Below are 13790 nucleotides of genomic sequence, written 5' to 3' on the forward strand. Positions count from 1 at the left end.
GGTGCTAGGCGAGCTGCGTGAGCCAGCCGTGCAGGTCCTCGACCTTGCCGGTCTGGATGCCCAGGAGCTGCTCGCGGATCGACATCGCGACCGAGTCCTCCGGCAGCTCCGGCGTCACGAGCGATCCCTCGGCCGTCTTGAGCTCGCCGATCGGGTTGATGACCGCCGCCGTGCCGCACGCGAACACCTCCGCGAGCGTGCCGTCCGCCACTGCTTGGCGCCACTCGGCGATCGTGATCCTGCGCTCCTGGACCGTCAGCCCGCGGTCCGTGGCGAGCTGGAGGATCGAGTCGCGCGTGACGCCGTGGAGGATGTTCCCGTTGAGTGCCGGCGTGACGAGCGTGCCGTCGGTGAACAGGAAGAAGATGTTCATGCCCCCGAGCTCCTCGACCGCGTAGTCGTCGGTCGGGTCGAGGAAGAGGACCTGCTTGCAGCCGTGCTCCTCGGCCTCGAGCTGGGCCGCGAGCGACGCCGCGTAGTTGCCGCCGCACTTCGCCTCGCCGGTGCCGCCGTGGCCGGCACGGGCGTACTTCTCGGACAGCCAGATCGAGACCGGCTTGATGTCGCCGAAGTAGTTGCCCGCAGGCGAGGCGATGACGCGGTAGGAGACCTCGTGGGCGGGCCGGACGCCCAGGAAGGCCTCCGTGGCGATCATGAAGGGACGGAGGTAGAGCGACTCGCCCTCGTTGGTCGGGACCCAGGCCTTGTCCACCGCGACGAGGCGGCGGAGGGACTCGATGAACACCTCGGGCGGGAGCTCGGGCAGGGCGAGGCGGCGGGCCGAGCGGTTGAAGCGCGCCGCGTTGGCCTCGGGGCGGAACGTCCAGACGGTGCCGTCGGCGTGCCGGTACGCCTTGAGCCCCTCGAAGATCTCCTGGCCGTAGTGGAGGACCGCGGCGGCCGGGTCCATGGCGATCGGCCCGTAGGGCTCGATGCGTGCATCGTGCCAGCCGCCCTTGCCCTCGGAGTCGACGGTGTAGTCGACGACAGCGGTGTGGTCCGTGAAGTGGTTGCCGAAGCCCGGGTTGGCCAGGACCGCCGTGCGCTCCTGCTCGCTCTTCGGGTTCTCGGAGAGCCGCAGCTCGAATTCAACGCCCAGGGCGTTCTGCGTCATGGTTCCTCCACATCGTGCCGAGGCCGCGGCAGCTCCGCCGCGGTCCCGGGGCCTGTCAGTGCCTCCAAGCTTACGCCTGCGTCACTTGCGCGGAAGCCAGCGGAAAGCTGGCCCGCGCCGGGTAGAAGGGGCGCATGACGGCGGATGCGTGCGCGCCGTCGTGCGCCCCGGGTGGGACCCGGGTGGGACCCGCTAGAGGCGGGCCGCGATCGCGTCGCCGACCTGCGCCGTCGTGCGCGCTTGGCCCGCAACGCGGGACTCGACGTCGCCCTGCACGGCCGCGTGGATGCGCTCGGCGGCCTCCGGCTGGCCGATGTGGTCCAGGAGGAGGGCTGCCGAGAGGATCGCTGCGGTCGGGTCGGCCTTCTGCTGCCCCGCGATGTCCGGAGCGGAGCCGTGGACGGGCTCGAACATGCTCGGCGCGGTGCCGTCGAGGTTGATGTTGCCGGACGCGGCGAGGCCGATCCCGCCCGTGACGGCGCCCGCGAGGTCGGTGAGGATGTCGCCGAACAGGTTGTCGGTGACGATGACGTCGAAGCGCGACGGATCCGTGACGAGGAAGATCGTGGCGGCGTCGACGTGGAGGTAGTCGTGCTCGACGCCCGGGAACTCGGCGGCGACGGCCTCGACCGTGCGCTTCCACAGGTGGCCCGCGTGCACCAGGACGTTGTGCTTGTGCACGAGGGTGACCTTCTTGCGGCGGCCCTCAGCGCGGCGGAAGGCGTCGCGGACCACGCGCTCGACGCCGTAGGCGGTGTTGACGGAGACCTCCGTGGCGATCTCGTGCGGGGTGCCGACCCGGAGCGCGCCGCCGTTGCCCGTGTAGGGGCCCTCGGTGCCCTCGCGGACCACGACGAAGTCCACGTCGCCGGGGTTCGCCAGCGGAGTGGGGACGCCCGCGTAGAGCCTGGAGGGGCGGAGGTTGACGCAGTGGTCGAGGCTGAAGCGAAGCTTGAGGAGGATCTCCCGCTCGAGGATGCCCGAGGGGATGCGCGTGTCCCCCGGCGCCGCGCCGACAGCGCCGAACAGGATCGCGTCGCGGCCGCGGATGTCGCTGAGCGTCTCGTCCGTGAGCGCCTCGCCGGTCTCGAGCCAGTGCTGGGCGCCCAGGCTGTAGCTGGTCTCCTTGACCTCGAGACCCGTGCCCTCGAGCGCCTTGTGGAGGACCTTGAGCGCTTCGGCGGTCACTTCGGGGCCGATGCCGTCGCCGGGGATCACTGCGAGGTCGAGCTGCGTCTGCGTCATGACGCAAGCGTAACGCCGCCATCCACATGCTGGTCACATCCGTCTCGCTAGACGGACGCTTTCCCGCCGAAGTCACCCCGCGTGCGCCCGAGGTCACCCCCTGTGCCGCCGAAGTCACCCCGCGTGCGCCCGAGGTCACCCCTTCCATTGGTCCTCCACAAGTCCGGAGATCGCCCCGACTTGTCCACATACCGCTCCGGCAGCAGCCGTCCCGAAGCCCGATCGCGCCACACTCCGACCATGGACCTCACCCTGAATACGAGCGCTCGCCGACGTCTCGAAGCGCTCGCGAGCACTGCGACGTCGCCGGCACCCATGATCGCCCGCTCCCGGCTCATCGCTGCGGGCTTGGACGAGCGCGACATCCGAAGCCTCACCGAATCCGGGCAGCTTTCCAGGCTCGAACGCGGAATCTACGCCCCGGAGCTGTCAGGCACACCCGACCCGATGATCGTTCGGATCTGTGCGCACAACGCCGCTTCGACAGGCCAGGCGCATGTCTACACCCACACCTCTGCGGCGCTGCTGTGGGGCCTTTCAGTGTGGCGTGCGCGGCCGCTTGTCCACGTCGCCCATGCAGGGCGGCGTGGGAACCGTGGTCCAGCAGACGATGTGGTGCGCCACAACCAGATCATCCCCGAGTCCGACGTGAGGATCCGGAACGGCATGAGGCTCACATCGCTCGAGCGCACGATCATCGACTGCGCTCGGCTCCTTCCGTTCGAGCTCGGAGTCATCGTCGCCGACTCCGGCCTCGCCCACGGCGCAGATGAGGATGCGCTGCGGCGCCTTGTCTCGGAGGGCCGCGGAACACGGGGTATCCGACGAGTACGAGAGGTGCTCGCGGCAGCGGATGGACGGGCGGAGTCACCGGCCGAAACGCGTTTCCGGCTGCTGCTGGACGAGTGGAACCTCCCCGAGGCTGAGCTTCAGCTCTGGATCTCCACCACGGGCGGGCCCGAGCGTGTTGACTTCGGCTGGTCGTCGCGGCGGCTCGTGATCGAGGTCCACGGTTACGCAAAGTACTTCGACTACGGTCCGCCCGACGAGAAGATCGTGGCGCAGCAGGCGCGCGAGGCGAGGCTGGTGGCCGCGGGGTGGCGGGTACTGAACATCTATTGGCCAGAACTCGACGATCACGAGACGCTCCGCGCCAAGGTCCGTGCCTTCCTGACGACTCCCCACGCACTCGTCGGTGTCGCGTGAGGTCGCAGCTCCGAAGGATGACGCGCACGACGGCGCGTGGTCGCCGTCGTGCGCGGAAGGCGTGACCTCGGCGCCACACGGGGTGACCTCGGCGCCACACGGGGTGACCTCGGCGCCACACGGGGTGACCTCAGGGCGGCAGGGCGGCCGCGAGGTAGTCGGCGAAGCCGCCACGAGCCCTGCCATGCAGCCGTCCAGAGGTGAGGACTCTGCACGCATCCGTGGCCCGCCACCGCACGCCGTGGGCCTTCGCCGCCTGCACCAGCGCCACGTCCTCACCCGAGTCCTGGCCCGGGAAGCCTCCGAGCGCATCGTAGACGTCGGCGCGGACGCCGAGGTTCGCGCCGAAGACATGGCGATGCCCGTCCCCGAGACGGTGGGTGTCGAACCATGCCCGGAGTCGGGCGGCCCCGAGGTCGGCGCCGTCCGGCTCCACCGTGCCGATGACAAGGCTCACTCCCTGCTCTGCGAGAGCGAGGTGCTGCAGGAGCCAGTCGGGGGGAACACGGCTGTCGGCATCGGTCGTGGCCACCCACATCTGGTCGGGCGACACGCGGGCCGCAGCGAGCGCCCGGCGCACGCCGATGTCCCTTGCGCCACCCGCGTTCCCGGCATCTGCCTTCACAGCGTGGGTGGAAGGCCATCCTGCGACCACCGCTGCCGAGCCATCCCGGCAGCCGTCCAGCACCACCGTCACCGAGGCCCGCACCTGCGGGCAGGCGACTGCAAGGGCGGCCACCGCGGCGTGGACAGACGAGAGGCACCGGGGCAGCAGCTCTTCCTCGTCCTTGGCCGGGACCACGACCGCGACCTCGGCGATGGGCTGCGCCCTCTTCACGCGATGCCCTCGCGCTGCGCCACCGACGACGCTGGCGGCTTGACGAAGACCTCGAGCAGGAAGTCCCGCTCCCGGTGCTGCACGAGCGTCTCGAGCCCGTCATCGGCGCGGATCCGCTCGTGGACGTCCTCCCCGGCCAGGGGCCAGCCGTCGATCGGTCCGAGCCAGTGGCAGGCGACCAGCGCGCCGTCGTCGGCCAGGCTTGCGAGGCAGCGCCGCACGAACCCGTCGAGCTCGGCGTCTCCGAAGTAGTACCCCACCTCGGAGGCAACGATGAGGTCGAAGCGGCCCTCGGGCCACTCCTCGGGCACCCTGAGCCGCTCCCAGCGGATGTTCTGCACCTCTCGCAGGCGGGACGCGGCGTGGTCGAGGGCGACCTGGCTGATGTCGGTCGCGACCACCTCGTCCGCCCGCTCGGCCAGCTCTGCGGTGAGCACTCCGATCGAGCAGCCGACTTCAAGCGCCCTCCGGTACCGGCGATCCGGCAGCGCGGAGAGCGTGACGGCCCGTTTCCGCTGCTCGTACCAGCTGGTGGTGAAGTGCCATGGGTCGAGGCTGGAGGCATGGACCGCGTCGAAGGTCGCGCCCGCATCCTCCGGCGGGGAGGCGAAGAACAGCTCGAAGTCCCGCTCGAAGTGGGCCTGCATGCCCGGGCTCAGGAGCGCTTCGTCGCCCGGATGCGCCGAGAGCGGGGAGACCTGGCTCACGTGGGCGGCCATGGCCCGGCCCTTCGCGCGGCGGCCTGCGGCGCCGAGCTCGATCCTCCGGGCCCTGCGCCACGGGATCCCGGGGCTCTCGGGCTCTGCCCAGTGCCACATCCACACGGGGTACTCGAGCAGCAGGACCCTGGCCCCGCGCGCGGCACGGGCCGCGGCCTCGCCGGCGGCGTCGTGGTCGGGGTGCGCGTCCATCCGCCAAGGCGCGGCAAGCACGACGGCGCCGTCCCCACCCGCCACACCGGCGTCGCCGAGAGCCGCGGCGAGGGCGGACTCAAGCGCGGCCCGATGGCCAGCCAGCTCGCCGTCGGGAAGCCCGAGGCATTCGAGCCGGGCTGCGGGGGCCAGAGCCGCGAGGGCTGCTTCGACCTCTCGCCGGCGCACGACGGCGAGTTCCGCGCCCGTGACCGTGGGCGATTCCGGATGGGATGCCTCGCCATCTGTGGCCACAATGACATGCACGGCGGCGCCCTGCGCGGATGCCAGCGCGATGAGGCCGCCGGCGCCCAGCGTCTCATCGTCGGGGTGCGCGGCCACGACGATGAGCCGGGAGATCGGGGCCAGCTCGAGCGGTTCGGCGGCGCGGACCCGCCGCTCGTGCAGCCACACCTCCTCAGGGGTGCCGGCGTCCCGATGGGTGAAGGTCACCATGGGGCCTCCCCCGCCGCGAGGAGGGAGCGCCCGAGCGCGGCGGCGTCGCGCTCGGCGTGGTGCTGGCGGAGGTAGAGCCTGAGGTCGGCCACGCGCTGGGCATGGTCGGGGTCGAAGGCCAACGGCGCCGGGCCAAGCGCGTGGTCGACGATCCCCAGCACCGTCTCAGCTGCCGCAGCCACGGTCCCCCGCACGCGCAGCGCCAGCAACGCGCCCGCCGAGTCTTCGGCCGCGCCGTCGTCCACCGCCGCGGCCGCCGAGGCGAGCGCGGCCCGGGCGCTGGCGAGCGCGAGATCCGCGCTCCCGAGGTGGGCCTGCCCGATCTGGTCCGGCTCACGCTCAGACGCGGCGTCCCAGAGCCGGCGGGCCACTCCCACGGCGCCGCCGTACCAGACGGCGGCGACGCCGATGCCGCCCCAGGCGAACCCGGGGCGGTCGAGGTACCACCCGTCCGCACCCACCGGCTCCGCCGGCACGTCGTCGAATCGGACGGGGCCGCTCGGAATCCCCGGAAGCCCCAGCGCGCGCCAAGCGGAGGGCAGGACGTCCACTCCGGGCGAGCCGAGCCGGACGGCGAAGGCCCGCCGGGTGGCCTTTCCCGTGTGGGCCGTGACGACGGCGTGCGTCAGGGCGCCGGCGAGCGAGCACCAGGGCTTGACGCCGTGGAGCCGCCAGCCGTCGGGCGTCTCGCGGGCCTCGAGGCGGGCATCCCGGCCCTCCGCGGCGAACACGCCCCACGTGCTTCCGGATTCAGGATCCCCGAGGCCGGCCTGGCGCAGGATGGCCAGGGCGTCGAGATGAGGCTCCACGACTCGGGCCACCGAGAGCTGCGCGGCACCGAGCACGCTCAGGAGGTCCCACAGTTCGCCGGTCCGGCCCTCGCCAGGCGCGGGGGCCAGCTTGCCGAGGGACCGGGCGAGGGCGAACGCCCTGTCCGGCCAGTCGTCTGTCGCGTCGTGCGCGGCGGCGGCGAGCTGATCCCGGCCAGCGTCGAGTTGCTGAGCGTGTGGTCCCATAGGAGGAACGTACCCCGGCGGGCTCACCGGGAATCAGAGGCCTGTGCCGCCCTAGCCTGTGCCGGCCGCCCCCTCAGGCGCCAGTCGGCTCCTCGTACCGCGGAAAGACGGGCGCCGGGGCCGGCAGCTGCGTGCCGGGCGCGATCGGGGTGCCGAGCGCCGCGAACTGCCGCGCCTCGCCCTCGCCCTGGCCGAGCACGTCGAGGAGCTTCCCGGCGGACTCGGGCATGACCGGCTGGACGAGCAGCGCAACCTGCCGGACGACCTCGAGCGTCACGTAGAGCACCGTCGCCATGCGTGCCGGATCGGTCTTGCGCAGCACCCACGGCGCCTGCTCCGCGAAGTACGCGTTGGTGTCCCCGAGCACGCCCCAGACGGCCTCGAGTGCCCGGGAGAACTCCTGGCGGTCGAAGAAGGCGCGCACCGTGGGCAGCAGGGACCACGCGGCGTCCAGGATCGTGCGGTCCGCCTCGGTGAACTCCCCCGGCTCCGGCACGACGCCGTCGAGGTTCTTCGCCACCATCGAGAGCGAGCGCTGGGCCAGGTTGCCGAGGTTGTTGGCAAGGTCCGCGTTCATGCGGCCCACGATCGCGTCGTGGCTGTAGCTGCCGTCCGCCCCGTAGGGGACCTCGCGCAGGAAGAAGTAGCGGACGGAGTCGAGCCCGTACTGCTCGATCATGTCCGCCGGCGCCACGACGTTGCCGAGGGACTTGGACATCTTCACGCCGTTGTTCTGCAGGAAGCCGTGGATCATGACGCGCCTGGGCACCTCGAGGCCGGCGCTCATGAGGAATGCGGGCCAGTAGATCGCGTGGAACCGCGAGATGTCCTTGCCGATGATGTGCACGTCCGCGGGCCAGTACTTCGCGAACATCTCCGACTGGGTGTCCGGGTACCCGACGCCGGTGAGGTAGTTGGTCAGGGCGTCCACCCACACGTACATGACGTGCGAGTCCGAGCCCGGCACGGGGACGCCCCAGTCGAACGACGTGCGCGAGATGGAGAGGTCCTCCAAGCCGCGCCGCACGAACGAGATCACCTCGTTGAAGCGGTAGTTCGGGGCCCCGAACTCGGGGTGCGACTCGTAGTAGGCGAGGAGCCGGTCCTGGTACGCGGACAGGCGGAAGAAGTAGCTCTCCTCGGCCGTCCACGTGAGCTCGGTGTCCGTCTCCTTCGAGTACCGGACGCCGTCCCGCTCGACCGTGTCCTCCTCGGTGTAGAACGCCTCGTCCCGCACCGAGTACCAGCCCTCGTACTTGTCGAGGTAGATGTCGCCGTTGGCCTCCATCCGCCTCCAGATGTCCTGGGCGGCGGCGTAGTGGTCGGAGTCGGTGGTCCGGATGAGCCGGTCATAGCTCGTGCCGAGGATCTCGTGGACCTCGCGGTACACGTCCGCCTGCCGGTCCACGAACTCCTTCGGGGTGATGCCCTCCTTCTCGGCGGTCTGGGCGATCTTTAGCCCGTGCTCGTCCGTCCCGGTGAGGAAGAAGACGTCGTAGCCGTCGAGCCGCTTGAAGCGCGCCATGGCGTCCGCGGAGATGTACTCGTAGGCATGGCCGATGTGCGGCGCACCGTTCGGGTAGGTGATGGCGGTGGTGATGTAGAAGGGGGTCTTCTCAGCTGCGGACGTCACCCTAAGAAATTACCGGATGCGCCGGTCAACGGCGAAAGGGCCCCGGAAGTGAGGCGGATCAGGACGCCCCACGCACGACGGTCGCGCCGATCTCACTCTTGACGGTCTCCAGGACGGTCGAGGGGATCGCCGAGTCGACGGTCAGCAGCGCCATCGCCTGGCCGGAGGCGGCGGCACGGGCCACCTGCATGCCCGCGATGTTGATGTCGTTCATCCCGAGGATGTGGCCGATCGTGCCGATGACGCCGGGGCGGTCCGAGTAGAACATCACGACGAGGTGCTCGGAAATCGGGATCTCGACGTCGTAGCCGTTGATGCCCACGAGCTTCTGGATCTGCTTCGGCCCAGTGAGCGTGCCCGCCACGGACACCTGCGAGCCGTCCTGGAGTAGCCCGCGGATCGTGAGGACGTTGCGGTAGTCCTCGGCCTCGGTCGTGGTGAGGAGGCGCACCGCCACCCCGCGCTGCTCGGCGAGCACCGGAGCGTTGACGTAGGAGACCTTCTCCGAGACGACGTCCGTGAAGACGCCCTTGAGCGCGGCGAGCTCGAGCGACTTGACGTCGAGGGCAGCGATCTCACCGGCGACCTCGACCTCGATCTGGGTGACGGAGTCGTGCGCGAGCGCTGTGAAGATGCGGCCGAGCTTCTCAATGAGCGGGATGCCGGGGCGCACGTCCGGGGCGATGACGCCGCCGGCGACGTTGACGGCGTCGGGCACGAGCTCGCCCGCAAGCGCGAGGCGGACGCTCTTCGCGACCGAGACGCCGGCCTTCTCCTGGGCCTCGTCGGTGGAGGCGCCGAGGTGCGGAGTGACCACGACGCTCTCGTGGCCGAAGAACGCCAGGTCGGTGCTCGGCTCCTTGGCGAAGACGTCGATGCCTGCGCCGGCAATCTGGCCGTCCTCGAGCGCCTGGGCGAGCGCCTCCTCGTCGACGAGGCCGCCGCGGGCGACGTTGACGACGAATGCCGTCTTCTTCATCTTGGCGAACGCGTCCTTGCCGAGCATGCCCACCGTCTCCGGCGTCTTGGGCATGTGGATCGTGATGAAGTCGCTCTGGGCAAGGAGCTCGTCGAGCGTGACGAGCTTGACGCCGAGCTGGGCGGCGCGGGCGGCCGTCACGTACGGGTCGTAGGCGAGGACCTCCATGTCGAACGCCTGCATGCGCGCGGTGACGAGCGCGCCGATGCGGCCGAGCCCGATCACGCCGAGCTTCTTGTCGAGCAGCTCGGTGCCGGCGTACTTCGAGCGCTTCCACTCGCCGCCCTTGAGCGAGCCGTTGGCTGCCGGGATCTTGCGCGCGAGCGAGAGGATGTGGCCGCAGGTCAGCTCCGCGGCGGAGACGATGTTCGAGGTCGGGGCATTGACGACCATGACGCCGGCCTGAGTGGCCGCCTTGATGTCGACGTTGTCCAGGCCCACGCCGGCGCGGGCGATGACCTTCAGGCGCTTGGCCGCGGCGATCGCCTCGGCGTCGACCTGCGTCGCGGAACGGACGAGGATCGCGTCGACGTCGGCGATGGCGGGGAGCAGCTGGGCGCGGTCTGCGCCGTCTGTGTGCCGGATCTCGAAGTCCGGGCCGAGGGCGGCGATCGTGGCGGGAGAGAGTTCCTCGGCGAGGAGGACGACGGGCTTCTCGATGGACACTGGGCGGGGCCTCTCCAAGTCGGGCTGGGGGTGGGATGAGGGGAAGGGTGCGGGTCCAGGCGCGTCGGCCTGAGACAGGCGCAGCGGCGGGCGATCTCGCGCCCGCCGCTGCGGTGTGGGGATCAGCGCGCGGCCGAGCCCTCGGTGTAGTCAGCGTCCTGCTGCTTCCAGGCGAAGTGGGAGCGCAGCGCGCGGCCGGTGGCCTCGATCGGGTGGCCGGCCTCCTTCTCGCGGAGCTCGAGGAACTCCTTGGCGCCGTTGTCCTGGTCGTCGATGAAGCGCTTCGCGAAGGCGCCCGACTGGATGTCGGCGAGGATCTCCTTCATGGACTCCTTGACGGCCGGGGAGATCACGCGCGGGCCCGAGACGTAGTCGCCGTACTCGGCGGTGTCCGAGATGCTCCAGCGCTGCTTGGCGATGCCGCCCTCCCACATGAGGTCGACGATCAGCTTGAGCTCGTGGAGGACCTCGAAGTAGGCGATCTCAGGCTGGTAGCCGGCCTCGGTGAGGGTCTCGAAGCCCGCCTGGACGAGGTGGGAGACACCGCCGCAGAGGACGGCCTGCTCGCCGAAGAGGTCCGTCTCGGTCTCCTCGGTGAAGGTGGTCTTGATGACGCCGGCGCGGGTGCCGCCGATGCCCTTCGCGTAGGACTTGGCGAGGTCCCAGGCCTTGCCCGAGGCGTCCTGCTCGACCGCGATGATGTCCGGGATGCCGCGGCCCGCGACGAACTCGCGGCGCACGGTGTGGCCCGGGGCCTTCGGGGCGACGAGGATGACGTCGACGCCGGCCGGCGGCTGGATGTAGCCGAAGCGGATGTTGAAGCCGTGGCCGAAGACGAGGGCGTCGCCCTCCTTGAGGGCCGAGGCGATCTCGTCCGCGTAGAGGTGGCGCTGCACCTGGTCGGGGGCGAGGATGACGACGACGTCGGCTTCCTCGGCGGCCTCGCGCGGGGTGAGGACGCGCAGGCCCTCGTCCTCGGCCTTGGCGCGGCTCTTGCTGCCCTCCTGGAGGCCAACGCGGACGTCGACCCCGGAGTCGCGCAGGTTGAGGGCATGGGCGTGGCCCTGGCTGCCGTAGCCGATCACGGCGACCTTGCGGCCCTGGATGATCGAGAGGTCGGCGTCGTCGTCGTAGTACAGCTCTGTCACTTCGTGTCTCCTTGACTTGCTGGTGAGGAAAGGGGTGCCGCTGGGGCGGGTCTAGCTGGCGCGGAGCGCGCGGTCGCTCATGGAGCGCGAGCCGCGTCCGACCGCAAGGGTTCCGGACTGGACGATCTCCCGGATGCCGAAAGGCTCGAGGACGCTCAGCAGCGCGTTGAGCTTCTCCGTCGTGCCCGTCGCCTCGACGACGAGCGAGTCGGTGGAGACGTCCACGACCGAGGCTCGGAAGAGGTCCACGGCCTGCGTGACCTGCAGCCGGGCCGCCGAGTCGGCGCGAACCTTGATGAGGAGGTGGTCGCGCTGCACCGAGTTCTCGGGCAGGAGCTCCACGATCTTGATCACGTTCACGAGCTTGTTCAGCTGCTTGGTGACCTGCTCGAGCAGGTCGCCTTCGGCGTCGACAACGACCGTGATGCGCGAGACGCCGCCCACCTCGGTGGGGCCGACGGCGAGCGAGTGGATGTTGAAGGCCCGGCGGGCGAACAGTCCGGCGACGCGCGTCAGGACGCCGGGCTTGTCCTCGACCAGCACGGACAGGGTGTGGCGGGACATGCCTCAGTCCTCCTCTTCCCAGTCGGGGGTGGAATTGCGGGCGACCTGGATCAGGTCATTGCTGACACCGGCGGGGACCATCGGCCACACCATCGCGTTCGGGCTCACCACGAAGTCAATCACGACCGGGCGGTCGTTGATCTCGAGTGCCTTCTCGATGACGGCGTCGACCTCCTCGGGCCGCTCGACCCGGAAGGAGGCGCAGCCGTAGGCCTCGCCGAGCTTGACGAAGTCGGGGATGCGGACGGTCTCGTGGCCCGTGTGCAGGTCGGTGTTGGAGTAGCGGCCGTCGTAGAAGAGGGTCTGCCACTGCCGCACCATGCCGAGCGACGAGTTGTTGATGACCGCGACCTTGATGGGGATGTTGTTCAGGGCGCAGGTGGCGAGCTCCTGGTTGGTCATCTGGAAGCAGCCGTCGCCGTCGATCGCCCAGACCACCCGGTCCGGGTTGCCGACCTTGGCGCCCATGGCGGCGGGGACCGAGTAGCCCATCGTGCCGAGTCCGGCCGAGTTGAGCCACGCGCCCGGACGCTCGTACTTGACGAACTGCGCGGCCCACATCTGGTGCTGGCCGACCCCGGCGACGTACACGCCCTCGGGACCGGTGAGCTCGCCGATGCGCTTGATGACGTGCTGCGGCGCGAGGAGGCCGTCCTCGGGCTCGGTCCACCCGAGGGGGTAGTCCTGGCGGAGCTTCCGCAGGAACGACCACCACGCCTCGAGGTCCGGCTTCGTCTCCGAGGCGCGGACGGCCTCGGTCAGCTCGGGGATGATCTCCTTGACCGACCCGACGATCGGCACGTCGGCCGAGCGGTTCTTGGAGATCTCGGCCGGGTCGATGTCCGCATGGATGACCTTCGCGTTGGGCGCGAAGGAGCTCAGGACGCCCGTGACGCGGTCGTCGAAGCGGGCGCCGAGCGTGATGAGGAGGTCCGCCTGCTGGAGCGCGGTCACGGCCGCGACGCCGCCGTGCATGCCGGGCATGCCGATGTGCTGCGGGTGCGAGTCCGGGAACGCTCCGCGCGCGGTGAGGGTGGTGACGACCGGGGCGCCGGTCGCCTCGGCCAGGGCCAGCAGCTCCTTCGAGGCGTGGGCCTTGATGACGCCGCCGCCCACATAGAGGACGGGCTTGGACGACGTCGCGATGAGCTTCGCGGCCTCGCGCACCTGCTTGCTGTGGCCGCGGGTGACGGGCCGGTAGCCGGGGAGGTCGACCTTGGGCGGCCAGCTGAACATGGTCTTGGCCTGCTGGGCGTCCTTCGTGATGTCCACGAGGACCGGGCCGGGGCGGCCGGTCGAGGCGAGGTGGAACGCCTCGGCGAGCGTGCGCGGGATGTCCTCGGCCTTGGTGACCAGGAAGGAGTGCTTCGTGATGGGCATGGTGATGCCCACGATGTCCGCTTCCTGGAACGCGTCCGAGCCGATGACCGAGCTCGAGACCTGGCCGGTGATTGCGACGAGGGGGACGGAGTCCATGTGCGCGTCCGCGATCGCGGTCACCAGATTGGTGGCTCCCGGACCCGACGTCGCGATGCAGACTCCCACACGGCCGGTGACCATGGCATACCCCTGGGCAGCGTGGCCTGCGCCCTGCTCGTGGCGCACCAGCACGTGGTTGATCTTCGAAGCCATCAGAGGGTCGTAGGTCGGCAGGATCGCGCCGCCCGGGAGACCAAAGACATCGTCCACGCCCAGTTCCTCGAGCGAGCGGACAATTGCTTCAGATCCAGTCATCTCTGTGGGCTCAACGACGCGGTTGGGCCCCAGGACGGCAGAGGCACTGTCAACGGTGTCGACAGCATCCGCGGCCTTGGCCGGGGACGGCTTCGAAGCCATCAGCGATGGGCTGATCGGCGTTCCTTTGCTCATCAGTCTCTTCCTTAGGATCTTCGTGGCGAAGGTGCTGTGTTCGAGCCGGTGCCGTGCTCAAACAAAAACAACCCCTCGGCCAGTCGGCCTTTCGAGGGGTTGCGCGTGACAGATCGTGCCAGGACGGGCTCAGTGAGCCACGCGC

11 protein-coding genes are annotated in these 13790 nt (G+C 70.2%); 1 reads left to right on the forward strand and 10 read right to left on the reverse strand.

Annotated features, from left to right (window positions below; all coding sequences use genetic code 11):
- Nucleotides 1–4: 4 nt before the first annotated feature.
- The gene (locus ABD298_RS04055; protein WP_344298382.1) at nt 5–1114 is read right to left on the reverse strand and encodes a branched-chain amino acid aminotransferase; all 1110 of its coding nucleotides are present in this window, start codon (nt 1112–1114) and stop codon (nt 5–7) included.
- 192 nt (nt 1115–1306) lie between these two features.
- The gene (locus ABD298_RS04060; protein ID WP_344298383.1) at nt 1307–2359 is read right to left on the reverse strand and encodes a 3-isopropylmalate dehydrogenase; all 1053 of its coding nucleotides are present in this window, start codon (nt 2357–2359) and stop codon (nt 1307–1309) included.
- 240 nt (nt 2360–2599) lie between these two features.
- Between ABD298_RS04060 and ABD298_RS04065 the strand changes: the two genes are divergently transcribed.
- Complete coding sequence (locus ABD298_RS04065; RefSeq protein ID WP_344298384.1) at nt 2600–3565, forward strand: type IV toxin-antitoxin system AbiEi family antitoxin domain-containing protein; 966 nt, start codon at nt 2600–2602, stop codon at nt 3563–3565.
- A 130-nt stretch (nt 3566–3695) separates the two neighbouring features.
- Here ABD298_RS04065 and ABD298_RS04070 read toward each other — a convergent pair whose 3' ends face one another.
- The 8 genes from ABD298_RS04070 to ABD298_RS04105 all read right to left on the reverse strand — a co-directional run bounded on the left by ABD298_RS04070 (nt 3696) and on the right by ABD298_RS04105 (nt 13645).
- Complete coding sequence (locus ABD298_RS04070; protein WP_344298385.1) at nt 3696–4403, reverse strand: glycosyltransferase family 2 protein; 708 nt, start codon at nt 4401–4403, stop codon at nt 3696–3698.
- Nucleotides 4400–5770 carry a PIG-L family deacetylase gene (locus ABD298_RS04075; RefSeq protein WP_344298386.1) on the reverse strand — a complete coding sequence of 457 codons (1371 nt, stop codon included), beginning with the start codon at nt 5768–5770 and terminating at the stop codon, nt 4400–4402. Before ABD298_RS04075 ends, ABD298_RS04070 begins: the two co-directional genes overlap by 4 nt.
- Nucleotides 5764–6786 (reverse strand): acyl-CoA dehydrogenase family protein, encoded by a 1023-nt coding sequence (locus ABD298_RS04080; protein WP_344298387.1) that lies wholly within the window; start codon nt 6784–6786, stop codon nt 5764–5766. The genes ABD298_RS04075 and ABD298_RS04080 overlap by 7 nt, the downstream gene beginning before the upstream one ends.
- A gap of 73 nt (nt 6787–6859) precedes the next feature.
- A complete protein-coding gene (gene metG / locus ABD298_RS04085) occupies nt 6860–8419 on the reverse strand; it encodes a methionine--tRNA ligase (protein WP_344298388.1) in 1560 nt (519 codons plus the stop codon).
- 58 nt (nt 8420–8477) lie between these two features.
- Nucleotides 8478–10058 (reverse strand): phosphoglycerate dehydrogenase, encoded by a 1581-nt coding sequence (gene serA, locus ABD298_RS04090; protein ID WP_344299038.1) that lies wholly within the window; start codon nt 10056–10058, stop codon nt 8478–8480.
- Between the two features lie 128 nt (nt 10059–10186).
- Nucleotides 10187–11212 (reverse strand): ketol-acid reductoisomerase, encoded by a 1026-nt coding sequence (ilvC, locus tag ABD298_RS04095; RefSeq protein WP_208709048.1) that lies wholly within the window; start codon nt 11210–11212, stop codon nt 10187–10189.
- Between the two features lie 51 nt (nt 11213–11263).
- A complete protein-coding gene (gene ilvN / locus ABD298_RS04100) occupies nt 11264–11776 on the reverse strand; it encodes an acetolactate synthase small subunit (protein WP_344298389.1) in 513 nt (170 codons plus the stop codon).
- 3 nt (nt 11777–11779) lie between these two features.
- Nucleotides 11780–13645 carry an acetolactate synthase large subunit gene (locus ABD298_RS04105; RefSeq protein WP_344298390.1) on the reverse strand — a complete coding sequence of 622 codons (1866 nt, stop codon included), beginning with the start codon at nt 13643–13645 and terminating at the stop codon, nt 11780–11782.
- Between the last annotated feature and the right edge of the window lie 145 nt (nt 13646–13790).

This window comes from Sinomonas flava (assembly GCF_039531875.1).
GTDB lineage: Bacteria > Actinomycetota > Actinomycetes > Actinomycetales > Micrococcaceae > Sinomonas > Sinomonas flava.

What these genes read in the sequence shown, in the direction of transcription:
- ABD298_RS04055 (WP_344298382.1), bottom strand. Translation starts at nt 1,114, where the DNA reads ATGACGCAGAACGCCCTGGGCGTTGAATTCGAGCTGCGGCTCTCCGAG.
- ABD298_RS04060 (WP_344298383.1), bottom strand. Translation starts at nt 2,359, where the DNA reads ATGACGCAGACGCAGCTCGACCTCGCAGTGATCCCCGGCGACGGCATC.
- ABD298_RS04065 (WP_344298384.1), top strand. Translation starts at nt 2,600, where the DNA reads ATGGACCTCACCCTGAATACGAGCGCTCGCCGACGTCTCGAAGCGCTC.
- ABD298_RS04075 (WP_344298386.1), bottom strand. Translation starts at nt 5,770, where the DNA reads ATGGTGACCTTCACCCATCGGGACGCCGGCACCCCTGAGGAGGTGTGG.
- ABD298_RS04080 (WP_344298387.1), bottom strand. Translation starts at nt 6,786, where the DNA reads ATGGGACCACACGCTCAGCAACTCGACGCTGGCCGGGATCAGCTCGCC.
- ilvN (WP_344298389.1), bottom strand. Translation starts at nt 11,776, where the DNA reads ATGTCCCGCCACACCCTGTCCGTGCTGGTCGAGGACAAGCCCGGCGTC.
- ABD298_RS04105 (WP_344298390.1), bottom strand. Translation starts at nt 13,645, where the DNA reads ATGAGCAAAGGAACGCCGATCAGCCCATCGCTGATGGCTTCGAAGCCG.